Source organism: Mycobacteroides franklinii, assembly GCF_002013895.1.
GTDB lineage: Bacteria > Actinomycetota > Actinomycetes > Mycobacteriales > Mycobacteriaceae > Mycobacterium > Mycobacterium franklinii.
This window is the reverse complement of record NZ_MAFQ01000009.1, coordinates 96,053-122,106: the sequence shown is the minus strand read 5'-3', so window position 1 is coordinate 122,106 and position 26,054 is coordinate 96,053. Positions and strand designations below refer to the sequence as shown.

The window sequence follows — 26,054 nt, the reverse complement described above, 5'->3', positions numbered from 1 at the left end:
GTCCTTTGTTGTGGCCGCCTGGTCCATGGGACCATTTGCGGCGTGCTGGAACATTCGTGGCCCCGGGTGCTGGGGGAGCTGACCAACCGTCGCGACCTGACGGCGGGGCAGGCGGCCTGGGCCATGGACGAGATCATGACGGGTGCGGCTACCCCGGCCCAGATCGCGGCCTTCGGAGTGTCCATGCGGATGAAGCGCCCGACCTCAGCTGAGGTCGGGGAGCTGGCCGACACCATGCTGGCGCACGCGCTCCGGTTCCCGCAGGACGCTGCCGACGCGATCGGCACGGACGCGGTGGACATCGTGGGGACCGGGGGTGACGGGGCCAACACGGTGAACCTGTCCACCATGGCCTCCATCGTGGTGGCGGCGTGTGGGGTGCGAGTGGTCAAGCACGGCAACCGGGCGGCGTCGTCGCTGGCCGGTGGAGCGGACACGCTCGAGGAGTTAGGGGTACGTATCGACCTGGGTGCCGAGCAAGTGGCGCGCAGTGTTGCGGAGGTCGGCATCGGATTTTGCTTCGCGCCGCACTTCCACCCGTCGTATCGGTATGCGTCGTCCGTGCGCCGCGAGTTGGGCGTCCCCACGGTATTCAATTTGCTTGGCCCGCTGACGAATCCAGGACGTCCGCGGGCAGGTCTGATCGGCTGTGCGTTCGCGGACCTCGCTGAGGTGATGGCCGGGGTGTTCGCGGGGCGTGGGTCCAGTGTGCTGGTGGTGCACGGTGACGACGGGCTCGACGAGCTGACCACCACGACGACCAGCACCATCTGGCGGGTGCAGGCGGGCACCGTCGACACACTGCGATTTGATCCCGCGGCCTTCGGTTTCGCGCGCGCTCGGCTGGAGGAGCTGGTCGGGGGCGATCCCGCGTTCAACGCCGCCGAAGTCCGGACGGTGCTTGCTGGTCGCGCCGGTGCCGTACGGGACGCGGTCCTACTCAACGCCGCGGGCGCCATGGTTGCCCACGCCGGGCTGGCCAGCGACGCCCAATGGGTACCTGCCTGGGAGAACGCGCTCGCCCGGGTATCCACCGCCATCGACTCGGGGGCGGCCGCGGCGCTACTGGACAACTGGATAGCCGTCAGCCAGCGGCTCGGGGCACAGTAGGTCGTTGAGTAGGGTCGGCGATCTTGATCAGCTCGGCCATTCCCCAGTCATCCCGCCGCGGACCGTGCGCCATGCGCGCACTGCGTGCCGCCGCCGCCCAGTCCCGCAGCGATCCGGCACATCCCGCCGCCTCGGCATAACCGTCCGTCGATGACACGATGCGCACCCCGGGCTCGGCCAGCCAGCGGGTGATCAGCCCGGTCTCCTCGGGTGCGGCCCCACCGAACGGCTCCGGGGTCGGCAGCACCACCTGCGCTGACGCCGAGGCCGCCGCCACTACCGGCATCGGCGGCACACCCCGCCTGGCGACCGCGGCCCCGGCGAGCTGGCCATGTCGCACCACCGCAATCTGCCATCCGCCCTCGCCATCGGGACGGGCGGCAATCAGCTCCTCGAGACGTGCGAGCGCGTGCAGCCGATGCTGACGGGCCAGTGCCTCCATGAGTGCGGCCGTCGCATCGCGTTGTCGTGCGGCGGTTTCGTAACGCCGCAGGCCGCCCAGTTCGGCCACTCGGTCGCACATCGCGTGCAGCGGCTGTCCCTCGGTGCCGGCGAGGACAGCGAGCGCGGTGCCGAGCCCCTCCCGGTATTCGACCGCGTCCACCCCGGCGGGGGTGGGGCAGGGCGAGGCGGTGTCGTGTGGATACGACTGCCCGTCACAGGCGGGGCCGTGCCGGCCGTTGGCCCCGATGCGGGTGGCGCACGTACGCACCCCGGTGAATCGGGCAAGGGTCAGGGCGGCGGTGGTCGCGTCGCCGCGTGCGCGAAACGGTCCGAGCATCGGGCGCCCGTTGGTGCTCCGCACCACGGCGAACCGGGGGAACGGCTCCTCGGTGAGCACCACCCACCACCAGCGGTGCGGAAATCGGGATTTCCGGTTGTACGGCGGTGCGTGCGCACCCAACAACCGCAGCTCGCGCACCGCCGCCTCCAGGGGGTGCGCACAGGTCACGTGGTCCACCCCGGTCGCGATGGTGACCATCTCACGCATCCGGCCACGGGGGTCGGCGCCGGTGAAATACTGCTGCACCCGCCGATGCAGATTGACCGCGGTACCCACATACAGCACCTCGCCCGACGGTCCGCGGAAAAGGTAAACGCCTGGGGCGTAAGGCATTCCATCGGCCAGAGTGCGCTTGTCGCGTAAGGCGTTGGGCACGTTGGTGCGATAGCGCCGCAGCTCGCCCATGGTGTCGACGCCTTGGTTGCCCACCCGGCCGATCAGCGCGTGCAGGACATCGACGGTGGCCCGGGCATCGTCGAGTGCCCGGTGATTCGGGGTGGTGGACGCACCGAGCAGCTGAGCCAGCGCGCCCAGGCTGACCCGGGGAGCCTCATCGCGCGACAACACCCGCCGTGCCAGTCGCACCGTGCACAAGACGGTGGGCTGGGGCCAGTCGATTCCGCATTGCCGTGCGGCCGCCTTGAGGAACCCGATATCGAAACCGGCGTTGTGAGCGACCAGCACCGCGCCACGGGCGAATTCGAGAAATGTCGGCAACACCTGTTCGATCGGCGGTGCGTCCACCAGCATCGCCGAGGTGATGCCGGTGAGGCGGACGATCTGCGGCGGTATCGAGCGTTGCGGATCGACCAAGGTGGCCAGTTCCCCGAGCACCTCGCCGCCGCACACCTTCACCGCGCCGATCTCGGTGATCGCGTCGTTTTCCGCACTGCCCCCGGTTGTCTCCAGGTCTACCACCACAAAGGTGGTGTCGCGCAGCGCTTGTGCCGCCGACCCCGACGAGGAGTGCACCTCGTCGAAGGTCAGCTGCGTCATGACGTGACCGTAGGCCTCAGGACTGACATGTAGAGATCACGCCACGGGGGTGCAGATCAGTGCGAGTGCGTCGTTCTTGGTGTCGACGCCGTCGTCTCCGATCGTCTCTTCCAGGCGGGACCGCAGCACGCCGCGTGCGGCCGGGTCGAGCGTGAGGTGATTGGAGTAGGTGAACACCATGTCCAGGTACGCCTGGGTGGAGAAATGCTTCTGCTCCGCGAAGCGCAGATGCCGCACCTGGTATCCGGATTTCTCGATGATTGGAGTCACCGTGTCCTCGGTGCCGATGGACGGGCGCTTCGCGGTGTCCATGAAATCGGCGTAGATGGCGTCCAAGTCGGCCTGGGCCGGCGCGGTGGGTTCGATGCGGTTCCACACCAGCGCGAGCCGGCCACCGGGGACAAGCACCGTCAACACCTTCTGTAGCGCAGCGGTGGGCTCCACCCAGTGAAAGGACTGGGCGAAGAGCACCAGGTCGAATGTGCGGCCCGCCGGCTGCCAGTCCTCGAAGGTGGCCACCTCGACGTCGATGCCCTTCCCGGCCGTTATCCGTGCCATCCGGGCGTCCGGTTCGACAGCGAGCACCTGGGCGCCGGCGGCGACGAGCTGTGCTGCCGCGATGCCGGTGCCTGCTCCGACGTCAAGGGCATGCGGGCGCCCTCCGGAGATCAACTCATCGATCAGTGGCTGTGGATAGCGGGGACGGTGACTGTCGTACGCGTCGGCGGAGCCTCCGAACGACTCCGCCCGGCGCCGGTCGGTGTGCACTGGCTGCTGCTGTTCGGTCATACCGCCAGCGTGCCAGGGAACGCCTACTTGTCGGTGGGCGCGGTTACCGTCCGCTCGAACCTGAAAGAACGACTCAAGGGATAGGAGGAGCCATGCTCATTGATTGTGACGATTGCGCTATGCGCGGCCCGGGATGCGAAGACTGCGTGGTCAGCGTGCTGTTAGGAGTGCCCCAGACACTCGCCGATGACGAGCGCGCCGCGCTGGCCGTATTGGCTGACGCCGGGATGGCACCCAGGCTGCGTTTGGTGCCGATTCAGCGCACCTACGACACGCCTGTTTCGGCGAAGACGCCCGATGCCGGAGTCGCATAAGGCACACTCGAAAGAGGTACGTGATGGCCCGCCCCGGGAACGGGGAGGAGAACCGGCGCTTACGCGACGTTGACGTCGTTCCACACTGCGGTGGACAACGCCGATGCCATTTCGTAACCTATCTGAGACCTATCAGCGCCGTGGTTCGTGGCGATCAAATTGCAGTAAAGGGATGTAGTCAGTGAGTGTCGGGCGTCTTCTTCGAAATCATTCGGATCGACTGACGCCCTCTCCGCTGCGCCGCACAATGCTCGCGCTGACTGCTGCCGCGCTGGTCGGAGGGGTATTTGCGGGCGGACAGACCGCCGCCGCCGACCCCAACAACGACGCCGTGAAGAAGCTCAACGAGCTCTCTCGCCAGGCCGAGGCAACCTCTGAGGCAGCTAACACGGCGAAAATCGATCTCGATGCCAAGCTGGCCGCTCAGCGCGATGCCGAGAAGTCGGTTCTCGCCGACGAGGCCGTCGCGAAGGCCGCGCGCATGGCGGTGTCCACCTACCAAGTTGATGTCAACAAGGCCATGGTCGCCGCCTACATGGGTGGTACCACCAGTGGTTACGGCGCCGTGCTGACGTCCAATTCGCCGCAGAATCTGATCGATCAGCTGTCCGTGCAGCGCACGGTGGGCGGCGAGATGCGCAGCCGGATGGACAACTATCGCTCTGCCCAGGCTTCGGCCGACGAGGCCGAGCAGCGGTCCCGTGACGCCGCAGAGGCGGCGCGGGTGGCCGCCGAGCAAGCCAAGAACGTGCGTGCCTCGCTGCAGGCCAAGCAGAGCCAGCTGCAGGTGCAGATCGCGGTCGTCAAGTCGCAGTACAACACCCTGAGCCCCGGTCAGCGTGCGCAGTTGGCGGCACCGGCGCCCGTGCCCCCACCGCCTCTGGCGGAACCGGGCGACGCCGATGCGCCCGAGCCGTTGATGCAGGCCGCTGCCGCGGCACCCGCACCGGAAGCCGCGATCGGCGGTGGCGGATCCGCGGTGGGTGCGAACGCCGTCGCGGCCGCACTGACCCGGATCGGCGCGCCGTACTCATGGGGCGGTTCGGGCCCCAACGCCTTCGACTGCTCGGGCCTGGTCATGTGGGCCTACGGTCAGCAAGGTGTCTCGCTGCCGCATTCCAGCCAGGCGCTGGCGCGTGGCGGTACGCCCGTTTCGCTGAGTGAACTGCAGCCTGGTGATGTCATCAACTTCTACGGGGATGCCTCACACACGGGTATCTATGTCGGCAACGGCATGATGGTGCACGCCTCCACCTATGGCGTTCCGGTCGCGGTCGTGCCGATCACGTCGTCCGGCCCGATCTACAACGCGCGTCGCTACTGAGGCGCTGCGCACCGCTCTTCGCGGTGGCCCTGCTGATCGTGTGCGGGGGTTGTCGGGCGCAACCTGCCGTACCGGCCGATGATGCGCGCACATCGATTCAAGCGCTGCTCATGCGCTATTCCCAGGCGCTGCGTGCCAACGATGCCGCGGCGCTGCGGGCCGTGCTCGCCCCGGACAAGCCCGCGTTCATCGAAACGCAACTGACACTGCAGGCGAATCTCTCGCAGCTCAAGACCGATACGTTCGAATACCGAACTGCCGCCGAGGTTCCGGCCGATCCCATTGCCTCGCAACAACAATGGAAGCTCGACGCGTCGCTGTTCTATGCGGTCAGCGGGGTGGACAAGGTTGCTGTCCAGCGCCCCGTCACCATCGGGGTGTCGCGTGACAACGATGCCTGGCGGTTGTTCGACGCCAGCGACATCGCCGTGCCGTGGCAGTTCGCGCCGGTGGTGGAGACGCGGAAGAGGTCGGGGGACAGGGAAGTGGTGGTGCTCGGGCATCCCAGGTCGGCGGTCGCGCCGCGGATCGTCGCCGAGATCGACGGCGCCATGACGTCCCTGTCGGCGTTTTGGGGGTCGCAAGGATATTCGGGGATCCTGTTCGTCGCGGTGGGGACCGACGCAGAGTTCGCCGCTCTTGTCGGCGGCGAACGTACCGACGGTATAGCCGGGGCGGCCGTCGCCGACCGGGTCGACGGTGGAGTCGCGGTAGGGCAGCGGGTGATATTCGCCCCCGGATCTGCCGGATTGCCGGCCGATCAGTTCCGTGTGGTGCTGCGCCACGAGCTCTTCCACGCTGCCGCCCGCACGGTCACCGGAGACCATGCGCCGCTGTGGCTGGTGGAGGGAGTGGCCGACTACAACGGCCGTCGCGGTAGCGGTACCCCCTTCCGCAACGCCGCGCCGACGTTGGCGAATGCCCTTGCCGCGGGTCGGATTCCGGATCATCTGCCCACCGACGAGGACATCGACAGTCCGGGGGAGCGCCGAACACAGGCCTACGAGGAGGCCTGGTCGGTGGCGCAGTACGTCGCCGAAACCTTCGGCGAGCCCAAGCTTGTGCAGCTGTACCGGTACGGGGCCGGGATTGTGCCGGAGGCGCAGGGCGAGGCGATCAAGCGGGTGCTGGGCATCGACGAGACGACGCTGGTACGTCAGTGGCAGAGCTGGCTCGGCACCCGTCCACTACGGTAGGCCCAGTACGGTAGGTGCTGTGACATTTCACCCTGGCGGCCAGCGGCAACGGATCTTGTTGGTCACCAACGATTTTCCGCCCAGGCCCGGCGGTATCCAGTCGTACCTGCAGGAGCTGGTGACCCGTCTGGCCGGATCGCACGAGGTCACCGTCTATGCACCGCGGTGGAAAGGGTGTGAGCGTTACGACGCCGCCGCGGAGTACCAGGTGGTGCGTCATCCGACATCGCTGATGCTGCCCAGTCCCGGTGTCCGCCAGCGCATGGTGGACCTCATCACGTCACAGCGTTCCGATGTGGTGTGGTTCGGCGCGGCCGCGCCGCTCGCGCTGTTGTCCTCGGCGGCGAAGGCGGCGGGGGCCTCCGTGACGGCTGCCAGTACGCATGGGCACGAGGTGGGCTGGTCGATGCTCCCGGTTGCGCGGTCCGCGCTGCGGCAGATCGGGGACACCACCGATGTGATCACCTACGTCAGCCGCTACACCCGCGGGCGTTTCGCCTCAGCTTTCGGCCCGCGCGCCGCCCTGGAACATCTGCCTGCCGGTGTCGACACCGATAGGTTTCGCCCGGACCGGGCCGCACGCGAGGAACTGCGAAGTCGCTATGGGCTCGGCGACCGGCCGACCATCGTGTGCGTCTCTCGGCTGGTTCCGCGTAAGGGGCAGGACATGCTCATCGAGGCGCTGCCCGCGATCCGGGAACGTGTGGATGGAGCGGCACTGGTGATCGTGGGCGGTGGGCCGTACGCGGAACCGTTGCGGGCATTGGCCAATCGCGTCGGCGTCGATGAGCATGTGGTGTTCACCGGCAGCGTGCCATGGGAGGAGCTACCCGCTCATCACGCGATGGCAGATGTCTTCGCGATGCCCTGCCGCACGCGCGGGGCGGGGCTGGATGTCGAGGGGCTGGGAATCGTCTTCCTGGAGGCCTCGGCCTGCGGTGTGCCGGTGGTGGCCGGAGATTCGGGGGGTGCACCGGAGACTGTGCGCGATGGCGAAACGGGAATCGTCGTCGACGGCAGATCGGTGCGCGCGATCACCGACGCGATCGTCCAGATTCTGTCCGATCCGGCGCGTGCCGCCATGATGGGCTCGGCAGGGCGCACCTGGGTGACCGAGAACTGGCGCTGGGATCACCATGCCGCCCGATTCGCGGAGCTGGTCAGCGGGTCCGCATAACCTGGGTTCGTGGACCCGGCAGAGCATCGATCAGGCTCGTCAGCGCTGCGGTTCCCGGGCCAGTCTGCCGGTGGCCGATCTGGCCGAAGTCCTCACGCCGCAAGCGCGACGGCGTGACATGTTCGCTCGCCTCCTTCGTGCGGGTCCCGCGTCCTGGAGGATGGGTGGTCCTCGCGCGGGACCATCCTTTTGGCGCCCCGCTGCCCGATCAGCGCCAGCTGGTCAGTGATACCTGGACCTAGGCCGGATGTCTGGGTGACTCAGCACTTTTGGAGACGCCCGCTCGCCCAGGTGGAGCTGCGCAACGTCGTCGACTCACCCAGCTTCATCGTGTACCGACTTCGTTATTCGGGTGACCCCGAGTAGATCGCGTCGATGTCGGCGGCGAACTTCTCGGCCACCACATTGCGCTTCACCTTGAGTGTCGGCGTCATCTCGCCGGTGGCTTCGGTGAAGTCGACCGGCAGGATCCGGAACTTCTTGATTGCTTCGGCATGGGAGACAACCTGATTGGCCGCCTTCACGGCGGTCCCGATCTCCGCGAGTAGATCGGGATCCTCAACCAGGTCGGCGACGGTGGCGTCGGCAGGCTTGCCGTTGCGCTGTTTCCAGCCGTCGATGGCCTCCGGGTCGATGGTGATGAGAGCGCCGATGAAGGGCTGCTTGTCGCCCACCGCCATGGCCTGGCTGATCAGCGGGTGAGCGCGCAACTGGTCCTCCAGCACCGCGGGTGCGACATTCTTGCCGCCGGCGGTGACGATGATTTCCTTCTTGCGACCGGTGATGGTGACGAAACCGTCCTCGTCGATGGCCCCCAGATCGCCGGTGTGGAACCAGCCATCCACGAGCGACTCGCTGGTGGCGGTCTCGTTATTCCAGTAACCGCTGAACACCACGCCACCGGATATCAACAGCTCGCCGTCCTCGGCGATCTTGACGGCGTTACCGGGCAATGGCCTTCCGACACTGCCGATCTTGAGACCACCGATGACGTTCACCGCGCAGGCGGCCGTCGTCTCGGTGAGGCCGTAGCCCTCGTAGATTGTCAGGCCGACGCCGCGGTAGAAGTGACCCAGCCGGGCGCCCAGCGGGGCACCGCCGGAGATCGACGCCACGCATTCGCCGCCGAGCGCGGCGCGCAGCTTGCCGTAGACCAGCTTGTCGAAGGCGGCCCGTTTGGCGCGCAGCACGATGCCCGGGCCGCCCTTGTCCAGCGCCTCGCTGTATTCGATGGCGGTATCGGCGGCGGCATCGAAAATCTTTCCCTTGCCGTCGTTCTGGGCGTTCTGGCGAGCGGTGTTGTAGACCTTCTCGAAGATGCGGGGGACCGAGACGATGAAGGTCGGCTTGAAGACCCCGAACGTCGGCACCAGGGTTTTGATATCGCTGGTGAATCCGACGCTGACCTTGGACTGGAAGCAGGCCATCGCGATGCCGCGTGCCAACACGTGAGCCAGCGGCAGGAAGATCAGTGTTCGGCTGCCCTTTTGCAGGTAGTCGGGGAAAACCGCACGCGCACCACGGGTTTCGTACACCAGGTTGGAATGGGTGAGCTGGCAGCCCTTGGGGCGTCCGGTGGTGCCGGAGGTATAGATGAGTGTCGCCGGATCGGTCGCCTTGATGGCGGCCAGCCGGCCGTCGAGTTCGGCGGGGTCCACCCCGGTGCCCGCCGCGGCGAGCTCGTCGAGGGCTGCGGGTGCGCTCGAGTTGGCGATGTGAAACACGGTGCGCAGGTTGGGCAGTTCCGGTGCCAGTTCTTCGGCGATCTTGGCATGGGCATCGGATTCCACGAACAGCACCACCGCGGCGGAATCTTGGAGCACCCAGCGGACCTGATCGGCCGAGGATGTCTCGTAGATCGGCACGGTGATGGCACCGATCGACAGCACCGCGTAGTCGATGATCGTCCACTCGTATCGTGTCGCGGAGATCAGGGCCACGCGGTCGCCGGGCGCCACGCCCTTGGCGATGAGGCCATTGGCCACCGCGCGGATCTCCGCCGCGGCCTCCGCGTAGGTGACGGGCGTCCAGGTGCCGTCGACAAGACGGGAGAACGCCGCCTGGTTGGGGTCTTCACGCTCGTAGTCGTAGACGGCATGAACAACCGATGCGTTGTCTTCGACGGTGAATGGGGCAGGAACGCTGAACTCTCGCACCCGCCTAGACTAGTCGTGGCCTCAAGATCGTCGAAGGCGTTGCCGTATTTCCCTCGACGGCGGGGCTTAAGCTTGTCGGCGATGAACAGCATCCAGGTCGCCGATCAGACCTTTATCGCCGCAGATCCCGCGGACATCGGCCGCGCCATCTCCAGCCCCGCGGATTGGCGCCGTTGGTGGCCTGACCTGCAGCTCAATGTTGTCGAGGAGCGCGGCGAGAAGGGCATCCGCTGGACGGTCGCCGGGCCGCTCACCGGCACGATGGAGGTGTGGCTGGAGCCCGTCCTCGACGGGGCGATCCTGCACTACTTCCTGCATGCGGAGCCTGCCGGCGCCAATGCCGCGCAGGCACGCAAGCTGAATCTGGCCCAGCTCAATCATGCCCGTCGTGTCGCCGGGAAACGGTTCGCCTTCGGGGTCAAGCAGCAGCTCGAGGCCGGCCGGCCGATCGGTGAGTCGTGGGTACCCCAGGCCTGATCAGGCTGGGGCGAGCACGACCACCGGGATGGGGCGGGAGGTTGCCCGCTGATACGCGCTGTAATGCCCAGAGTTGTTGGTGTCGGCCAACTTCCACAGCCGCTCATAGTCGGCGTCGCCGGGTAGTAGGGCGCTGGCCCGGACCCGGCGCTTATCCCTGCCCAGCTGCACCTGCACATCGGGGTGAGCCCTGAGGTTGTGATACCACGCGGGATTGCGCCGAGCGCCGCCGTTCGAGGCCACGATGACGAGATTGTTACCGTCCCGCACATAGGTCAGCGAGTTGATCCGCTGCGCTCCGGTCCTGGCGCCGATCGAGGTCACTAGCAGGCTCGGCGCCATCCCCGGAACGCGATGACCCAGATAGCCTTTCGAAGCGATGTAGATCTGCTGGTGCACACCGAGCACCTTCGCCACCAGACGGCTCATGGGCGTCTCTCCTTCGTGGGGCCGCAGCGAATTGCCAGGATGGGAGTATCCGAGCGCCAACGAGAAGGGTAGCGTCTGTCAGGTGGCTGAGAAGACTACCCAAACGATTGCCATCGATGCCGAGCCCGGCAAGGTGATGGCGGTGATCGCCGATATCGGCGCCTACCCGGAATGGGTGTCGGAGTACAAGGAAACCGAGGTGCTCGACACCGATTCGGAGGGCAGGGTCAAACGGGCCCGGTTGGTGTTGGACGCCGGTGTTCTCAAGGACACCCAGGTCCTGGAGTATGTGTGGTCCCCGGATGGCCGAAAGGTCAGCTGGACCCTGGCGGAAAGCTCCCTGTTGCGTTCGCTGGAGGGGACATACCTCTTGGCGGCCAAAGGGTCTGGAACCGAGGTGACCTATGAGCTCGCGGTCGACCTTCAAATTCCGATGATCGGAATGCTCAAGCGCAAGGCCGAACGCAAGATCACCGATTCCGCGCTCAAGGATCTGAAGAAGCGAGTCGAATCTGACCGCTAGCGACGTCGGGGAGGAGCTCATGTCCCGTCCCGAAGACGTCGCCCCCGAAGTCCACGCGCCGTTGACAGCCACCATCGGCCTCTTCGTTGGCAAGGGAGGCGTGGGCAAGTCGACGCTGGCCGGTGCCACCGCGGTGCGGTACGCGCGTGCCGGCCGGCGGGTGCTGGCGGTTTCCACCGACCAGGCGCACTCGCTGGGCGATGTCTTCGGCGTTCGTGTCGATCCGTCCCCGGGTGCGCACTGCGTGCGGGTGATCGAGGATCCGTACGGGGGCCAGCTCGACGTCATGGCGCTGGACACCCTGGGCCTGCTGGAGCGGCGTTGGGCAGACATTGCCGGGACAATCGCCGCGCAGTATCCCGAATCGGATATCGGATCGCTTGCCCCAGAGGAGCTTTCCGCGTTGCCCGGCGTTCAGGAGATGCTTGGGCTGCATGAGGTCCAGCAGCTCGCCGAGACGGGTGAATGGGATGTCGTCGTGGTCGACTGTGCCTCGACGGCCGACGCGTTGCGGATGCTGACCCTGCCCGGAACCTTCGCGATGTATCTCGAACGCGCCTGGCCGCGGCATCGCCGGCTCGGCGGTATCGGCTCGCCGCGCGCCCTGATACTGGCCGAACTGCTGGAACGCGTTGCGGCGTCGGCGGATCGGCTCGCGGGCTTGCTCTCGGATCCCGAGCGGGTGGGGGCGCATCTGGTGTTGACACCGGAACGCGTGGTGGTGGCGGAAGCTGTCCGCACCGTGGGAGCGCTGGCGCTCATGGGTGTGCGCATCGACCAGGTGATCGTCAATCAGGTTCTTATTCAAGATGATTCGTACGAATACCACAATCTTCCTGACCATCCGGCCTTTGGCTGGTACATGCAGCGCATCACCGATCAGTCGGCGGTTCTCGACGAGATGGGGGAGGCGATCGGGGATGTCGAGATGTTGTTGGTGCCGCACCTGCCGCGTGAGCCCATCGGTCCGGATGCGCTCGGAGAACTGGCCGAGGCGGTGCGACGCCGCGATGGCGCCAAGCCCCCGGCCCCGCTGGCCACCGTCGTCGAACACGAATCCGGATCCGGCGCGGACGCCGTTTATCGGTTGCGGCTAGAGTTACCGCAGATCGACCCGGCCACATTGAGCCTCGGCCGGGTAGGAGATGACCTGGTCATCGGCGCAAACGGGATGCGCCGGCGGGTCCGGCTGGCCTCCGTGCTGCGGCGCTGTGTGGTTGTCGACGCCCGGCTCGTCAGTGGCGAGCTGACCATACGGTTTAGAGCGGATCCGGAGGTGTGGCCTACGTGACGGGTACCCATCCGGAGCTCGGCCCCGAGCTGCGGGCGTTGGCCACCTCGATCCTCGACAAGCTTGATCCGGCGCTGCGTCAGGCCGCACGTGCCGCCGCCGATGGTGGCACCCCCGGGAAATGCAATCAGCTGTTCTGCCCGGTGTGCGCACTGGCGGCCCTTGTCGAGGGTGAGCACCATCCGCTGTTGGCGACGATCGCCGAACACAGCCTGGCACTGGTCATGGTGGTGCGGGCGATGCTGGAGGCCGAGGGTGCGGGCGGTCCGGACGGTCCCGACGGCGGCGCGCCCGGTCCCGAGTACCGCAGTCCCTTCCCGCCCCCGCCGCCCAGCTCGCAATCGACTGGCTACCAACCAATTCCGGTTGACATCGACGAGTAGTGCGCATCCGTGTCTGTTCTGGGACATGACGTCCCATTTTTTCGGGACCTTAAACACTCCACGGAGTTTCGCCGTCGCCGAGGGTAAGCTCGGCGCCAGCCCCATGGGAGTTCGGGATGGGGATCGGGAGAGGATGGGCGATGTTCTATTGGCTGCTGAAGTACATCTTCATGGGGCCGATCCTGCAGCTGATGGGCCGGCCGAAGGTGGAAGGTCTGGAGAACATCCCATCGTCCGGGCCGGCAATCTTGGCCGGTAACCATCTCGCCGTGGTCGATAGCTTCTTTCTTCCGCTGGTCTCCCCGCGTCGGGTGACGTTCCTGGCGAAGAGTGAGTACTTCACTGAGTCCGGTTTCAAGGGCTGGCTCAAGAAGGTCTTCTTCGGCGGATCAGGACAGGTGCCGATCGACAGAACCAGTGCCGACGCCGCCGAGAATGCGCTGGGCACCGCGAAGCGGCTGCTGGGTGAGGGCAAGCTGTTGGGCATCTATCCCGAGGGCACCCGCTCACCGGACGGACGTCTGTACAAGGGCAAGACCGGACTGGCGCGCATGGCGCTGGCAACGGGCGTGCCGGTCATCCCCATCGCCATGGTCGGCACCAATGTCATGAACCCGCCGGGAACCGCTCGCTGGCACTTTTCCAAGGTCACCGTCAAGATCGGCAAGCCGCTCGACTTCGCGCGGTTCGACGGGATGGCCGGCAACCGGTTCATCGAACGTGCGGTCATCGACGAGGTGATGTACGAGCTGATGCAGCTGTCCGGGCAGGAGTACGTCGACATCTACGCGGCCTCCCTCAAGAAAGACGCAGCAGACAAGCCGAAGCCCGCCGACCCTGCTCAGCAACCCGATCGCATGCCGGAGAGCGCTGCCGGTTAATTCGGGGTCGGCACATCTTCCCTGCATCTGAGGTGGCGCCTCGTCGTGGGGCGTGGGTCAGCTATCCGTGCCGGTACCGCTACTCTTGACCCCACCGGCGGGAGAACTGAGAGATGCGAGGGCCGTGCCGAATTCAATAGACGAAACCACCATCGCGGCCGGCGGCTCCACTCGTCGAGTCGCCGGATGGATTGCGTGGGGTGGCCCGCTCGTCCTCGCGATCGCCCTCTTGCTGCACGCGATCGTCTTCATTCACTGGCCGACGTACGCGCTGCAGATCGACGTGCTGGTTTATCGATTTGGCGGCACGCGGGTGCTGGACGGGCTGGATCTGTACTCGATCGGACGCAACGGCGAGATCGACGATCTGCTGTTCACCTACACCCCATTCGCGGCGCTGGTCTTCACCCCATTGGCTTTCATCACCGACTTCACGGCTCAGGTCCTGTCGCTCGTGGTCTTCCCGGCGCTGCTGGTCTATTCGGTGTGGCGCATGCTGCGTTGGCTCAACGTCTCGGTCAAGGCGGGGCTATGGGGGCTGCTGGCGCTGCTGATCGGATTGGTTTCGTGGCTTGAGCCGGTGCGGCTCTCCATTCAGCTGGGGCAGATCAACCTGCTCATCCTCGCCGTGGTGGTGACGGACATCTTGGCGCCCAAACGGTGGAGACTGGCCGGGGTCGGCATCGGCATTGTCGCCGGCATCAAGTTGACCCCGATGATCTTCATCGTCTTCCTCTTCGTGGTGGGACGGATTCGCGCGGCCGTCGTCGCCACCGTGACGCTGATCGTCACCATCGGCCTGGGCTTCATATTCCTGCCGTCGGCGTCGCATTACTACTGGGTGGACCGTTCCTTCGAAAAGATCAGCCGCATCACCCGCGATCCCACCGCCAGCACCAGCATCAGTGGGCTGTTCCTGCGACTGAACCTGTCTGCTGGGACCGCTACGGCCTTGTCGGTGCTGGTGATCGTGGTGAGCCTGGTGGTCGCGACCGTGGCATACCGGCGAAACCAGCTGTTGCTGGCGATCTCGATTGTGGGCATGGCATCGGCGGCCGCCTCACCGTTCAGCTGGAGCCATCACTGGGTGTGGTTCGTGCCCTTGGTCGTGCACCTGGGCTACCGCGGCTACGTGCTGGGCAAGCGGGCATCCGTGGTCACCATGTGGGTGTTCTGCGTGGTGTTCGCGGCCTGGTTCACCAGTCTGAGTGGAAAGACACCGGACTCCGGTGCGCTGACATTACGGCCGGGAGGCGTCCTGAACGACGTGATTCCCAGCTTGTACGTGTTTGTCCATCTCGGGGTGCTCGTGACCAGTTGGATCTGGCTGCGGAGAGACCCAGGGGAGGCGAATGAGGCTGTGCGGAAAGATGAATCAGTGCGGGCCGATGAGCTGACGCCGGCGACTCCGGCACACAACTAGGCGGCGTGCGTGCGCTATTTCTACGACACCGAGTTCATCGACGACGGCCGCACCATCGAGCTCATCTCCATCGGGATGGTCTGTGAGGACGGCCGCGAGTATTACGCGGTATCCACGGCCTTCGATCCGCAGCAGGCAGGCCCATGGGTGCGTCAGCACGTGCTGCCCAAACTCCCGGCGCTCTCATCACCACTGTGGCGCTCTCGTGGGCAGATCCGCGACGAGCTGGCCGAATTCCTCGGACTGAACGGTGGCGGACCGGCCGACCCCATAGAGCTGTGGGCCTGGGTGGGTGCCTACGACCACGTCGCGTTGTGTCAGCTGTGGGGGCCCATGACGGCGCTCCCGCGCCCGATTCCGCGGTTCACCCTGGAGCTCAAGCAGCTGTGGCAGGACCTGGGCCGGCCGGATGTACCGAAACGCCCTGCCGACTCGCACGATGCCTTGGTCGATGCCCGATACAACCTGGTCCGCTACCGCGCGATGGCTCCCGACGGCGGGTAAAAATCCGCTGGTGAGGGCCGGTTAAGATGGTGTGGTGAACTGGACAGTCGACGTCCCTATCGACCAATTGCCGGAGCTGCCGCCGCTCCCGGCTGATCTGCGTGACCGCCTCGCCGCTGCGTTGGCCAAACCCGCTGCTCAGCAGCCAAGCTGGCCCGCGAATCAGGCCGCAGCCATGCGGACGGTGCTGGAAAGCGTGCCGCCGATCACCGTTCCCGCGGAGATTCAGCGTTTGCAGGGCCAGCTGGCTCAGGTGGCCCGTGGTGAGGCATTCCTGCTGCAGGGCGGCGACTGCGCCGAGACCTTTGCCGACAACACCGAGCCGCATATCCGGGCCAACATTCGCGCGCTGCTGCAGATGGCGGTGGTGCTGACGTACGGGTCCAGCATGCCGGTGGTGAAGCTGGCCCGCATCGCCGGCCAGTACGCGAAGCCACGCAGCTCGGATACCGACGCGCTGGGGCTGAAGTCCTACCGCGGTGACATGGTCAACGGTTTTGCCCCCGATGCCGCGCTGCGCGAGCACGACGCGTCGCGGCTGGTGCGCGCGTACGCCAATGCCAGCGCCGCGATGAACCTGGTGCGTGCCGTGACCGGCTCGGGACTGGCGTCGCTGGCCTTGGTGCACGATTGGAACCGCGAATTCGTCCGCACCTCGCCTGCGGGTGCGCGGTACGAGGCGCTGGCATCCGAGATCGATCGCGGCCTGAAGTTCATGAGCGCGTGCGGCGTGGCGGATTCCAACCTGGACACCGCCGAGATCTACGCGAGTCACGAGGCGCTGGTGCTCGATTACGAGCGGGCGATGTTGCGTTTGGCCGAGGACGAGAACGGTGAGCCCGCGCTCTACGACCTGTCGGCCCACTACCTGTGGATCGGCGATCGCACGCGGCAGCTCGATCACGCGCATGTGGCCTTCGCCGAGATCATCGCCAACCCGATCGGTATGAAGATCGGTCCGACGACCACGCCCGATCAGGCCGTCGAATACGTGGAACGCCTTGACCCGCACAACAAGCCGGGCCGCCTGACGTTCGTCTCGCGGATGGGCAACTCGAAGGTGCGCGATCTGCTTCCGCCGATCATCGAGAAGGTGCAGGCCACCGGCCATCAGGTCGTCTGGCAGTGCGACCCGATGCACGGCAACACCCACGAGTCGCCCAGTGGTTACAAGACACGGCATTTCGATCGGATCGTCGACGAGGTGCAGGGTTACTTCGAGGTGCACAACGCACTCGGCACCCACCCGGGCGGTATCCACGTCGAGATCACCGGTGAGAACGTCACCGAGTGTCTCGGTGGCGCACAAGACATCTCGGATGACGACCTGGCCGGTCGCTACGAGACGGCATGCGATCCGCGGCTCAACACCCAGCAATCGCTGGAGTTGGCGTTCCTCGTCGCGGAGATGCTCAGGGACTGAGGCCGCGCCTAGAACAGGTGGGTGATGTTGGCACCCAGTGACCAGCATCCCGCCGCGACGGACCCGGTGAGGATCAAGACGATCACCAGCCAGATGAAGATCGCGCGCCGGCTCTGTTGGCGTTCGTATCGGTAGTCGGAGTCGTCGACGCCGGCGAAGAATGCCGAGTCGTCTGCCTCGCTGTCGAATTCCCGATCGTATTCATCGTATTCGGGGTCGTAGGAGGGCACCGGGTCCATCATCCGCGTGGGATTGGGCACCCTGGGTCGCGCCGAGGTGCCCGGGCGCGGTGAAACGCCCAGGGCCGCCGCGGCCGAGGCGGCGTCGGCCGCTTCGAACTTGTCGGGGGCGCTGAGGTTGCCGGTGGTACTACCGCCGGCGTCGATCAGTCGGCTGCGGTAGAGCTGCTCGGCGACGTGCTGTTTGGAATCTTTGGGCGCGGGTACCCGAAAGGGTGGCAGCCGCAGCTCCGAGGCGATGGCGTCCAGTTCGGCGCCGAACTGCGCGGCATCGGCATAACGCGCGTCCGGGTCGCGGGAGGTGGCGCGCAGCACCAGCTCATCGAACTCCTCCGGTACGCCGTCGATAGTCTCGCTGGGCGCGGGCACGTCACGATCGATGCGTTGGTAGGCCAGCGCCAATGCGGTATCACCGGTGAATGGTGTTACACCGGTGAGCAATTCGTACATCAGGATGCCTGCCGAGTACACATCGCTGCGCGGGCCGGCGGATCCGGTGCGCACCTGTTCGGGGGACAGGTACGCCGCCGTACCCAAGATCACGCTGGTTGAGGTGATTCCGGCTTCGGCCACGGCGCGCACCAGCCCGAAATCGGCGAGCTTGACCTCGCCGTCATCGGAGATCAGCACGTTCTCGGGTTTGACGTCGCGGTGCACCAGGCCCGAGCGGTGTGCGACCGCCAAACCACCCAGCAGCGGGTTGAACACCGCGGCCACCGCGTGTGGCGGCATGGGCCCGCGTTCACGCAGCAGCTCGCGCAGGGTGCCCCCGTCGATCAGCTCCATCACCAGGAACGGGTGCTTACCGTCCATGCCTTGGTCGAAGACGGCGACCAGGCCCGGGTGACGGAGCCGTGCCACCGCCCGCGCCTCGAGCCGGAATCGTGCGAGAAATCCGCTGTCGGAGGCGTAGCGACTGTCCATCACCTTCACGGCCACCGGGCGGTCCAGTCGGGTGTCGAGCCCGCGGTACACGGTCGACATACCGCCCGTCGCGATCGGAGCCTCGATGCGATACCGACCGTCGAGCACCGTGCCGATCATCGGATCGAGACGGCTGGCCGGGGACTTGGGCGATGTCATCGCATCGATCGTATCGAGTGATGCGAGGACACCCCGCCGTCAATGTCGCTTGTCGAGCATTTCGCGGACGGAGTTGAGCATTGGCCCGGCCCCGGAGAACAGCATGGTCCGCCATTGACGGTGCAGGGGGATGGCGGGGTCGAACCGGCTGTACGTCACGCGGAGCCGGGTGCCGCCGGGCTCGGGGAGCAGATTCCACCGCGAGGTCACTTCGATGCCAGGGGCGGTCAGCACCTGTTCGATGTGGTCGCAGGGCACCACGCTGGTGTAGGTGGTGCGGAGCACCCCATCGAATCCCACCGTGGGCTGGGGATGGGTGATGAGGACGCGCGTCGCGCCGACCTCAACCGGTGCATCGTTCACTTCTTTCACCTGTGAGGCGGTGAGCTCTAAGGAGATGAGGACATCCCAGACCTTCTCGACGGGGTAGGGGTAGTACTCACTGTGGGTGACCGATGTCGGATCGCCGGAACTCGTCACCGTCCGAAGGTTACGCGTGTCACCACACCCGGAGGACACTTTTGGGCGACGGTGACGCGGCGGACGACTAGCGTCATTCGTCATGAGCGCAATTCCATACGTCGCCGACACACTTGACGCCGATGAGCCACTGTTCTCTCTCAAAGAGGTGGCGGTGCGTCTACGGGTAACGGTGAGCAAGGTCCAGCAATATCTGCGCGACGGAGAGCTGATCGCGGTGCGGCGCGATGGTGAAATCAAGGTTCCCGTCATCTTTTTCAGCCCGGAGGGGCCGGTCGTGAAACATTTGTCCGGGTTGCTGTCCGTGCTGCGGGACGGGGGATTCCACGAGCCCGAAATCATGCGCTGGTTGTTCACCGGCGATGAGTCGCTCACCGTGAGCCGGGACGGCACCACGGAACGAATCGAGGCGGCCCGCCCGGTTGATGCGTTGCACGGCCACCAGGCACGCGAAGTGCTGCGGCGGGCGCAGGCCATGGCGTACTAGGCGGCGGGCGCCGGGGCTGGCGCTACGGCCGGTTCCGGATCATGCGGTTCCGGCGCGGTATTGATCATCCGCCAGGCGACGGCCGCGCACGTGGCGGCGATCAGCACATGGATCCATACGTACATGCCGTGGGAGCCATCGGGTTTGAAAATCACCATGATCCAGGTGGAGAACCCGGCGATCGCGGCGATCGCGGCGCGCGATTGCAGCAGTGGCCCCGCGATCGCCAGCGGCCATGTGTAGTACCAGGGCAACGCGGCCGGTGCCATGAGTACCACGATGACCATCGACCACAGGATCCCGCACATCGCGTCACGGTCGTTGTGGCGATGCCGCCACCACACCACCGGCAGGCTGACGGCTATGACGATGACACCGATGATGCGGGTGATCTCCAGTAGCGCGTCGAAGTTCACGGTGACGAACAATCCGGCGACGACGTTGATGATGTTGGCGACGGCGGTCGGCACGGTCAGCCAGTTGATGATCTTCACCGAACCGGCCAGCGCGGTCAGCCATCCCAGGCCGACTCCGGCGATCCAGGACAGCACCGCGAACACCGCGACGACAATCGCGACCGAGGCCGCCGACGCCATCACGAACGCGGCTATCGGGCTCCGCCGTTTTTCTTGTGGCGGCCCCTCATCGGTGTGGTCGATGAGTCGGCGCATCCAGATCCACACCAAAAACGGTAGGGCCAGGCCGGCTGTGGCCTTGACGGCGACCGCCAGGGCCACCACCGACATACCCCAAACGTGATGTCGCTCAAGGACAAGGGCGATGCCCGCCATCATGAGGCCGACCATCAGCATCTCGTTGTGCACGCCACCCATGAGATGGATGATCACCAGCGGGTTGAGGACGCAGATCCACAAGGCCTTGCTGGCGTTGGCGCCGAGGTGTTGGGCGACTCGGGGTGTGGCCCACACCAGCAATGCCAAGCCGGGCAGCATGCACAGGCGTAGCAGCATGGTTCCCGCCACCACATCGTCGCCGATTACCTGGGTGACGAACCGCGCGATGAGGATGAACAGTGGCCCGTACGGTGCCGTGGTGGTGGACCAGATCGGACTGACGTTCTCCAGCAATGGATTCGGGTTTTCGACCGGGCCCACTACATAGGGGTCGAACCCGTCGCGGAGCAGGGCGCCCTGCGCGAGATAGGAGTACGCATCCCGGCTGAACACCGGAACCGAGGTGAGCAGCGGCAGCAACCAGCACGGGATGACGATCATCAGGGACTCTTTGGTTACCTTGCCCGCGATGACATGTCGGCCGAGTCCGAGCCAAGCCAGCAGCATCAGCACAACCCCGAGCCACATGAGGACCGAGGACACCACCAGGCCGTGGCCGAAGCGTAACCAGGACAGCCCCGCGGATTCCAGTAGCGGGTCGTGCTGGCGGGTGCTGCCCGCGCCCAGGCCGCCGATGGCGATGAGAACAGCACCACCGAATCCGGTGATGGCCGCGCGTCCGGCGGCGGACCGCAGGAAGGACGACACCCATCCGGCGCTTTCCAGGGGAGGCTCCACGGCCTTTGACGATGTGCTCACGTGATCATGCGCTCCGGTTGGACACCAATCGGACCAGGTCAGATAGCGCGTCGCGGGCATCGTCGGCGATATCGGCGCTCGCCAACTGGTCCAGGGCGCGGTGCGTGTGCTCCTCGATACGGGATTCCACCGCCGCCAGTGCGCCCAAGTCGACTATGAGCGAACACATTTCGGCGACCTGCTGATCGGTGAGCGGGGTGCCGATCCAGGAGTGCAGCAGATCCTCGGCGGCGCTATCGCTTCGGCGCGCCAGCTGCAGGGCCTCGGCCAGCAGCACGGTGCGTTTGCCCGAGCGGAGGTCGTCCCCGGCCGGTTTCCCGGTCACCTTCGGGTCGCCGAATACGCCGAGCACGTCATCGCGAAGCTGGAACGCGACGCCTATATCCAGTCCGACATCGCCGAGAAGTTGTGAGATTTCCGGGTTCTCGGCAGCGATCGCGACACCTAGCTGCAAGGGACGCTGCACGGTGTAGCCGGCGGTCTTGAATCGGATCACGCGCAGGGCGGTTTCGACGGACTCGTCACCGGAGGATTCGGACAGAATGTCCAGATACTGGCCGCCCAAGACCTCGCTGCGCAGAATCGACCAGATGCCTCGTGCCCGTGCGTGAGCCTGCGGGGAGAGCTGTGCGCCGACGACCATGTCGTCGGCCCAGGTGAGTGCCAGGTCACCGAGAAGGATCGCGGCGGATATTCCGAACTGCTCGGGGGAGCCCGACCAGCCGTTCTCGCGGTGCATGGCCGCGAACTCGACATGGATGGTGGGTTCGCCGCGCCGGGTGGCGGAGCTGTCGATGACGTCATCATGGATGAGCGCACAGGTGTGTAGCAGTTCGAGCGCGGCACACACCCGCAGCACTTCGGGGTTCCACGGGTCCGGGTCGTCGGTGATCGCGCGCCAGCCCCAGTAGGCGAACGCCGGACGCAGCCTCTTGCCGCCGCGCAGCACAAACTGGTCCAGGGCGGTGATGGCGTGCTCGTAGTTCTGCCCGATATGCGCGGTGTGCTCACGGCATTCGGCCAGGAACTGGCTCAGTTGGTCGCTCACCGCATCGGTCAGGTGCCGGGCGTTGGCAGCGGCTACATTGACGCTCAGCGGGGGAGTCCTTTCACGGTGCGTAACTGGGTCCCGGATGCGTGCAGGGTCTCCGGGAGTGAACTCAGCCTAATCCCACCTATCCTGGACAAGTGACAACTCACCCGCTCGACCGTGATGGACCGGTCGCCGAGCTGCAGGATCCGGGGTCGATCGCCGATCGACTGGCCGCGGTTCAGCCCGGCGAGGTCCCGTTCTCGGTCGAGTTCATGCCGCCCCGCGACGAGGCGGCTGAGGCTCGTTTGTGGCGGGCGGCAAGAGTTTTCGAACGGTATCAGCCGGTGTTCGTCTCGGTTACCTACGGTGCAGGTGGTTCCACCCGGGACCGTACGGTGCGGGTGACCGGCGAGCTCGCCGAGAACACCACGTTGTTGCCGGTCGCGCACCTGACCGCCGTCGGACACACCGTCGATGAGCTGCGCGCCATGGTGGGGGCGTATGTGGATCGTGGGATCACCAATATCCTTGCGCTGCGCGGCGATCCGGCTGGAGATGTCAATGCGGAATGGATTCCTCACCCCGGCGGGCTGACGTACGCGACGGAACTGGTGCAACTGGTTCGGGACCTCGGTGATTTCCATGTCGGCGTGGCGTCCTTCCCCGAGGGCCACCCGCAGGCGATCGACCTGGAAAGCGATACCGCCAATCTGGTGAACAAGCTCCGCGCGGGAGCCGAGTACTCCATCACCCAGATGTTCTTCGATGTCGACGACTATCTGCGGCTGCGCGACCGGGTGATCGCGACCGACCCGGAGCAGGGCGCCAAGCCGATCATCCCGGGGCTCATGCCCATCACCTCACTGCGTTCGGTGCGCCGGCAGGTGGAGCTTTCCTCATCGACGCTGCCCGCCGCCTTGGAGGAACGGCTACTCAGGGCCGCCGGGGACGGTCCGGACGAGGACCGCGACGAGGTGCGCAAGGTCGGTGTCGAGGTCACCACCGCGATGGCCGCCCGGCTGCTCGCCGAGGGTGTGCCATGCCTGCACTTCATGACTCTCAACTTCGCCCGGGCGACATCCGAGGTGTTGGAGAACCTCGGGGTGCGGGTTACTCCGGGAACTGGTCGGGCGTAAACCGCGGCGACTGGTCACGGGCCAGCCAGGCCATGGAGGCGACGAGCGCCCCGACCAGCAGCGCGGCGATCGACACGAAGATCGCGGCACCGTTGAACGAGCGGGTACTGGGGTCGGTGTAGCGAGCTGTAGCGGTAAAGGTGCTGACCACACCGGGATTGAGCTTCCACTGCACGGCGTCGGAGCCGAGCATTTCCCCGTTGGTGGATTCGATATCACCGGGAAAGGACACGGCCAGCGACACATCGGCGTTTGAGTTGTCGCCCAGTGCGGTGAGGTCGGCACGGCCTTCCAGGACGACCGCGTCGCCATTGCGTCGCAGGGTCAGGTCGAACCCGGCGGCGTTTTTGTTCATCCCGGCCAGCTGAGGGACCTCCGCGAAGGTCAGGTCGTTGAAGATGGCCCGGGACCCCACCATGCCGTTCTCTTCGTAATCGCTCACCTGAACCTTCTGGGCGAAGGACATGTTGCGATCGAGCTGGGGGCCCTTGTCGTTCTTGCCCTGCGGTTTGGCGACGGCGATCAGTTGGCCGGAGACGTGATCGTCGGTGGTGACGGTCATCGAGGCCTTGACGCGCACGCATCCCGACAGCAGCGGCAGCGTCGTCAACAACAGCACAGCGGTGATCCGCGCCACCCGCCCTCGTTTAGTCATCGCGGATTATCGTGCCAGACGGCGGACATGTCCGGCTGTCGATATCCGGGCTCCAGCGGTAAAGGGCGGCCAAGCACCGCGAATCGCCGGGGATCTCCCGCGAACTGGTGTTGCCGGATGACATCGGTGAATCCCAGTCGGCGGTACAACCGCCACGCGCGGTTGGATTCGCCGGTGATTTCCGGGGTGGACAGCAGGACATGCGACTCGGTGCGACGCGAGAGCAGCCGCCGTGCCAATGCCTCGCCGTAACCGTGGCCCTGTAGTTGGGGATCGACATGCAGTTCGGTCAGCTCGAAGTACTGCTCGAGCAGGGTATTCACCTGGTCGCGCGGTCGTCCCGACTTGCGCAGACCCTGGCTGACCTGTTGATGCCACCACTGGTCGGCGGCGCCGCGGTAGCCGTACGCGATTCCGACCATGCGGGCCTGCTCAGGGTCCAGAACGGGCGGGGCGCCCTGGTCCGGCGGGAAGGCCGGAGCATCGAAAATGGCCGCTGCCTGCCACCCGTGCCTGCGACTGTGCTCGAGCCACATGGGCGCGCGCTGATCCTCGGTGCCGTGTGGGTAGCCCATGGCGATGACGTAGACACGAAGCGCTTCGCTGAGCCGGCGCTGCATATCGCGTTGCGACAGATCGGCCAGGAATGTCGTCAACGTGCGTCCTTCGGGTTTCCGGTTGGGCTTCGTGTACTGCCCGGGTCTATCACGCGCGGCGGGTTCCCGGGTGCTGTCGCGGCTTTCGCCGGGTCCGTCGGCGCGCCGTGGTGCGGTGTTGCCCGGTGGGCGGTGGCTGTGAGATTGGTGGGTGAACCGGGTGGTATGGCGGGTATTCACCTCGTATTATGAACGTGAGGGTGTTGTAACCACGGCACCCTTGATAAATAGACATCAACAGATATTGAGTGTCAGCGCTCCCCGGCGTTGATGCCGACACGACATAGCCAACCGGTAGCGGTGCGCCAGAGGGAGGGACAGATGCCACTCTCCGAGCACGAGCAGCGCATGCTCGACCAGATTGAGAGCGCGCTGTACGCGGAGGATCCCAAGTTTGCGTCGAGTGTGCGCGGAGGACGGCTGGGTGCGACCTCCAGCCGCCGCCGCCTGCAGGGCGCGGCGCTGTTTTGCATCGGATTGGCGATGTTGGTGATCGGTGTCGCGGTACCCGCCACGCAGATCGGAAACTTCCCGGTCCTGAGCGTCATCGGATTTGTGGTCATGTTTGGCGCGGCGGTCTTCGCGATCATCGGAAGCCGGCGCTCCGAGGCCAGCCCGGTCGGTCAGGGGGGACAGGGTGGGGCCGGCGGCCGTGCCCGTAAGCCCCGCGCAGCCGGGTCGTTCGCACAACGCATGGAAGAGCGGTTCCGCCGCCGCTTCGACAACTGACAAACACCTTCTAAACCGGTCACGAAACACAGACCCGCGCGATCAGCGCGGGTCTGTTGCTATGTGCGTTGCTGCTTGACCCACTCATCCTCACCACTGCGCGTCGTGGAGTGACCGCGCGCAAGCCCGGCCGGACGGGCAGGCCAAATCGTTATCAACTCGCCTGGGTAACGGCGCCCCACTCATCCCCACTGGGTTTACCTGCGTAAACAGTGCGTCGACGGCGCTCCTCAGCCTCATCGTGGGTGCACGGTGGGGAGACACGCGGCAAATCAGATTCAAAGTGGGGGATTGTGGGGTAAAGTGGCGGACATCGGAGGGAAGGGTAGCTCCGAAGGGTTTGGGCAGGGAGGTGTCGGGATGTTTCTCGGTACCTACACGCCCAGGCTCGATGACAAAGGGCGGCTCACATTGCCCGCCAAGTTTCGGGACGCACTAGCGGGAGGGTTGATGGTTACCAAAAGCCAGGACCACAGCCTCGCGGTGTATCCACGGGCCGAGTTCGAGCAGCTGGCACGCAAGGCCGCCGCGGCTTCTCGGAGCAACCCGGAGGCTCGTGCCTTTCTGCGCAACCTGGCGGCGGCCACCGACGAACAGCATCCGGACGCGCAGGGCCGCATCACCCTGTCCGCCGACCATCGGCGGTACGCGGATCTGTCCAAGGAGTGTGTCGTCATCGGATCCGTTGACTACCTAGAGATTTGGGATGCCACCAAGTGGCAGCAGTACCTCGAGGAACACGAAGAGAACTTCTCGACGGCCAGCGATGAATCTCTCAATGGCATTTTCTGAGCGGATCCGTGCAGCGCGGCCTCTGTCCGAT

General features: G+C 65.9%; 27 protein-coding genes and 1 pseudogene. 18 read left to right on the top strand and 10 right to left on the bottom strand.

The features are described 5' to 3' along the window. The first annotated feature begins 42 nt into the window (after positions 1–42). Entirely contained in the window at positions 43–1,110 is a 1,068-nt protein-coding gene (gene trpD, locus B4393_RS16555) for an anthranilate phosphoribosyltransferase (protein WP_078335007.1), read from the top strand. Here trpD and B4393_RS16550 read toward each other — a convergent pair. After that, positions 1,085–2,890, bottom strand: coding sequence for a DEDD exonuclease domain-containing protein (locus tag B4393_RS16550; RefSeq protein ID WP_078335006.1), 1,806 nt, complete (start codon positions 2,888–2,890; stop codon positions 1,085–1,087). The genes trpD and B4393_RS16550 overlap by 26 nt on opposite strands. Positions 2,891–2,926: 36 nt before the next feature. Further along, positions 2,927–3,658, bottom strand: a complete 732-nt coding sequence (locus tag B4393_RS16545; protein WP_078335130.1) for a class I SAM-dependent methyltransferase — start codon at positions 3,656–3,658, stop codon at positions 2,927–2,929. Positions 3,659–3,771: 113 nt separating this feature from the next. On the opposite strand from B4393_RS16545, the gene B4393_RS16540 reads away from it, so the two are divergent. The 5 genes and pseudogenes from B4393_RS16540 to B4393_RS16520 all read left to right on the top strand — a co-directional run. Then, the gene (locus tag B4393_RS16540; protein ID WP_078335005.1) at positions 3,772–3,993 is read left to right on the top strand and encodes a hypothetical protein; all 222 of its coding nucleotides are present in this window, start codon (positions 3,772–3,774) and stop codon (positions 3,991–3,993) included. Between the two features lie 235 nt (positions 3,994–4,228). Continuing rightward, on the top strand, positions 4,229–5,317 hold the full coding sequence (gene ripC / locus B4393_RS16535) for a peptidoglycan hydrolase RipC (RefSeq protein WP_269087569.1): 1,089 nt from the start codon (positions 4,229–4,231) through the stop codon (positions 5,315–5,317). Between the two features lie 32 nt (positions 5,318–5,349). Beyond that, positions 5,350–6,513 carry a hypothetical protein gene (locus B4393_RS16530; protein ID WP_078335129.1) on the top strand — a complete coding sequence of 388 codons (1,164 nt, stop codon included), beginning with the start codon at positions 5,350–5,352 and terminating at the stop codon, positions 6,511–6,513. Between the two features lie 19 nt (positions 6,514–6,532). Continuing rightward, entirely contained in the window at positions 6,533–7,690 is a 1,158-nt protein-coding gene (locus B4393_RS16525) for a glycosyltransferase family 4 protein (RefSeq protein WP_078335003.1), read from the top strand. Between the two features lie 25 nt (positions 7,691–7,715). Further along, positions 7,716–8,056 (top strand): annotated as a pseudogene (locus tag B4393_RS16520) (class I SAM-dependent methyltransferase); the annotation flags it as partial. Here the strand turns inward: B4393_RS16520 and B4393_RS16515 are convergent. Next, complete coding sequence (locus tag B4393_RS16515) at positions 8,035–9,846, bottom strand: AMP-dependent synthetase/ligase (RefSeq protein ID WP_078335002.1); 1,812 nt, start codon at positions 9,844–9,846, stop codon at positions 8,035–8,037. The pseudogene B4393_RS16520 and the gene B4393_RS16515 overlap by 22 nt on opposite strands. An 81-nt stretch (positions 9,847–9,927) precedes the next feature. Between B4393_RS16515 and B4393_RS16510 the strand changes: the two genes are divergently transcribed. Continuing rightward, positions 9,928–10,323 carry a polyketide cyclase / dehydrase and lipid transport gene (locus B4393_RS16510; protein ID WP_078335001.1) on the top strand — a complete coding sequence of 132 codons (396 nt, stop codon included), beginning with the start codon at positions 9,928–9,930 and terminating at the stop codon, positions 10,321–10,323. On the opposite strand, the gene B4393_RS16505 is transcribed toward B4393_RS16510, so the two are convergent. Further along, entirely contained in the window at positions 10,324–10,752 is a 429-nt protein-coding gene (locus tag B4393_RS16505) for a nitroreductase family deazaflavin-dependent oxidoreductase (RefSeq protein ID WP_078335000.1), read from the bottom strand. It lies immediately after the preceding gene. Between the two features lie 82 nt (positions 10,753–10,834). Here B4393_RS16505 and B4393_RS16500 point away from each other — a divergent pair, with 82 nt between their 5' ends. From B4393_RS16500 to B4393_RS16470, 7 genes are all read left to right on the top strand, one after another. Further along, a complete protein-coding gene (locus B4393_RS16500) occupies positions 10,835–11,275 on the top strand; it encodes an SRPBCC family protein (protein ID WP_070936755.1) in 441 nt (146 codons plus the stop codon). A gap of 19 nt (positions 11,276–11,294) precedes the next feature. Continuing rightward, positions 11,295–12,566, top strand: coding sequence for an ArsA family ATPase (locus B4393_RS16495; RefSeq protein WP_078334999.1), 1,272 nt, complete (start codon positions 11,295–11,297; stop codon positions 12,564–12,566). After that, entirely contained in the window at positions 12,563–12,949 is a 387-nt protein-coding gene (locus B4393_RS16490) for a hypothetical protein (protein ID WP_078335128.1), read from the top strand. The genes B4393_RS16495 and B4393_RS16490 overlap by 4 nt, the downstream gene beginning before the upstream one ends. Positions 12,950–13,089: 140 nt before the next feature. Continuing rightward, positions 13,090–13,830 (top strand): lysophospholipid acyltransferase family protein, encoded by a 741-nt coding sequence (locus B4393_RS16485; protein ID WP_078334998.1) that lies wholly within the window; start codon positions 13,090–13,092, stop codon positions 13,828–13,830. 124 nt (positions 13,831–13,954) lie between these two features. Continuing rightward, on the top strand, positions 13,955–15,253 hold the full coding sequence (locus tag B4393_RS16480; RefSeq protein ID WP_078334997.1) for a glycosyltransferase 87 family protein: 1,299 nt from the start codon (positions 13,955–13,957) through the stop codon (positions 15,251–15,253). Positions 15,254–15,262: 9 nt separating this feature from the next. Continuing rightward, a complete protein-coding gene (locus tag B4393_RS16475) occupies positions 15,263–15,757 on the top strand; it encodes a polyadenylate-specific 3'-exoribonuclease AS (protein ID WP_070935067.1) in 495 nt (164 codons plus the stop codon). A gap of 34 nt (positions 15,758–15,791) precedes the next feature. Continuing rightward, positions 15,792–17,180, top strand: coding sequence for a class II 3-deoxy-7-phosphoheptulonate synthase (locus tag B4393_RS16470; protein ID WP_070936753.1), 1,389 nt, complete (start codon positions 15,792–15,794; stop codon positions 17,178–17,180). 8 nt (positions 17,181–17,188) lie between these two features. Here the strand turns inward: B4393_RS16470 and B4393_RS16465 are convergent, their stop codons facing one another. Both B4393_RS16465 and B4393_RS16460 read right to left on the bottom strand, forming a co-directional pair. Continuing rightward, positions 17,189–18,502: a protein kinase domain-containing protein gene (locus B4393_RS16465; RefSeq protein ID WP_078334996.1), complete on the bottom strand. Its 1,314-nt coding sequence runs from the start codon at positions 18,500–18,502 to the stop codon at positions 17,189–17,191. 39 nt (positions 18,503–18,541) lie between these two features. Beyond that, on the bottom strand, positions 18,542–18,982 hold the full coding sequence (locus B4393_RS16460; RefSeq protein ID WP_070935063.1) for an SRPBCC family protein: 441 nt from the start codon (positions 18,980–18,982) through the stop codon (positions 18,542–18,544). Positions 18,983–19,064: 82 nt separating this feature from the next. On the opposite strand from B4393_RS16460, the gene B4393_RS16455 reads away from it, so the two are divergent. Continuing rightward, positions 19,065–19,469, top strand: a complete 405-nt coding sequence (locus B4393_RS16455) for an Rv2175c family DNA-binding protein (RefSeq protein WP_078281483.1) — start codon at positions 19,065–19,067, stop codon at positions 19,467–19,469. Here B4393_RS16455 and B4393_RS16450 read toward each other — a convergent pair. Both B4393_RS16450 and B4393_RS16445 read right to left on the bottom strand, forming a co-directional pair. After that, a complete protein-coding gene (locus tag B4393_RS16450) occupies positions 19,466–20,971 on the bottom strand; it encodes an alpha-(1->6)-mannopyranosyltransferase A (RefSeq protein ID WP_078335127.1) in 1,506 nt (501 codons plus the stop codon). The genes B4393_RS16455 and B4393_RS16450 overlap by 4 nt on opposite strands. Before the next feature lie 55 nt (positions 20,972–21,026). Continuing rightward, positions 21,027–22,070, bottom strand: a complete 1,044-nt coding sequence (locus tag B4393_RS16445) for a polyprenyl synthetase family protein (RefSeq protein ID WP_078334995.1) — start codon at positions 22,068–22,070, stop codon at positions 21,027–21,029. 140 nt (positions 22,071–22,210) lie between these two features. Between B4393_RS16445 and metF the strand changes: the two genes are divergently transcribed. Then, positions 22,211–23,191: a methylenetetrahydrofolate reductase [NAD(P)H] gene (metF, locus tag B4393_RS16440; RefSeq protein ID WP_078334994.1), complete on the top strand. Its 981-nt coding sequence runs from the start codon at positions 22,211–22,213 to the stop codon at positions 23,189–23,191. On the opposite strand, the gene B4393_RS16435 is transcribed toward metF, so the two are convergent. Both B4393_RS16435 and B4393_RS16430 read right to left on the bottom strand, forming a co-directional pair. Continuing rightward, positions 23,166–23,828 carry an LppM family (lipo)protein gene (locus tag B4393_RS16435; protein WP_078334993.1) on the bottom strand — a complete coding sequence of 221 codons (663 nt, stop codon included), beginning with the start codon at positions 23,826–23,828 and terminating at the stop codon, positions 23,166–23,168. The two genes, metF and B4393_RS16435, sit on opposite strands and share 26 nt — an antisense overlap. Positions 23,829–23,842: 14 nt before the next feature. Beyond that, positions 23,843–24,502: a GNAT family N-acetyltransferase gene (locus B4393_RS16430; RefSeq protein WP_078335126.1), complete on the bottom strand. Its 660-nt coding sequence runs from the start codon at positions 24,500–24,502 to the stop codon at positions 23,843–23,845. 321 nt (positions 24,503–24,823) lie between these two features. On the opposite strand from B4393_RS16430, the gene B4393_RS16425 reads away from it, so the two are divergent. Then, positions 24,824–25,231, top strand: coding sequence for a DUF3040 domain-containing protein (locus B4393_RS16425; RefSeq protein WP_078334992.1), 408 nt, complete (start codon positions 24,824–24,826; stop codon positions 25,229–25,231). Positions 25,232–25,591: 360 nt separating this feature from the next. Beyond that, positions 25,592–26,023 (top strand): division/cell wall cluster transcriptional repressor MraZ, encoded by a 432-nt coding sequence (mraZ, locus tag B4393_RS16420; RefSeq protein WP_078334991.1) that lies wholly within the window; start codon positions 25,592–25,594, stop codon positions 26,021–26,023. The last annotated feature ends 31 nt before the right edge of the window (positions 26,024–26,054 follow it).

Coding starts and splice junctions, on each gene's coding strand:
- B4393_RS16550 (WP_078335006.1), bottom strand. CDS start 2,890: ATGACGCAGCTGACCTTCGACGAGGTGCACTCCTCGTCGGGGTCGGCG.
- B4393_RS16540 (WP_078335005.1), top strand. CDS start 3,772: ATGCTCATTGATTGTGACGATTGCGCTATGCGCGGCCCGGGATGCGAA.
- B4393_RS16510 (WP_078335001.1), top strand. CDS start 9,928: ATGAACAGCATCCAGGTCGCCGATCAGACCTTTATCGCCGCAGATCCC.
- B4393_RS16505 (WP_078335000.1), bottom strand. CDS start 10,752: ATGAGCCGTCTGGTGGCGAAGGTGCTCGGTGTGCACCAGCAGATCTAC.
- B4393_RS16495 (WP_078334999.1), top strand. CDS start 11,295: ATGTCCCGTCCCGAAGACGTCGCCCCCGAAGTCCACGCGCCGTTGACA.
- B4393_RS16485 (WP_078334998.1), top strand. CDS start 13,090: ATGTTCTATTGGCTGCTGAAGTACATCTTCATGGGGCCGATCCTGCAG.
- B4393_RS16465 (WP_078334996.1), bottom strand. CDS start 18,502: ATGACATCGCCCAAGTCCCCGGCCAGCCGTCTCGATCCGATGATCGGC.
- B4393_RS16455 (WP_078281483.1), top strand. CDS start 19,065: ATGAGCGCAATTCCATACGTCGCCGACACACTTGACGCCGATGAGCCA.
- B4393_RS16425 (WP_078334992.1), top strand. CDS start 24,824: ATGCCACTCTCCGAGCACGAGCAGCGCATGCTCGACCAGATTGAGAGC.
- mraZ (WP_078334991.1), top strand. CDS start 25,592: ATGTTTCTCGGTACCTACACGCCCAGGCTCGATGACAAAGGGCGGCTC.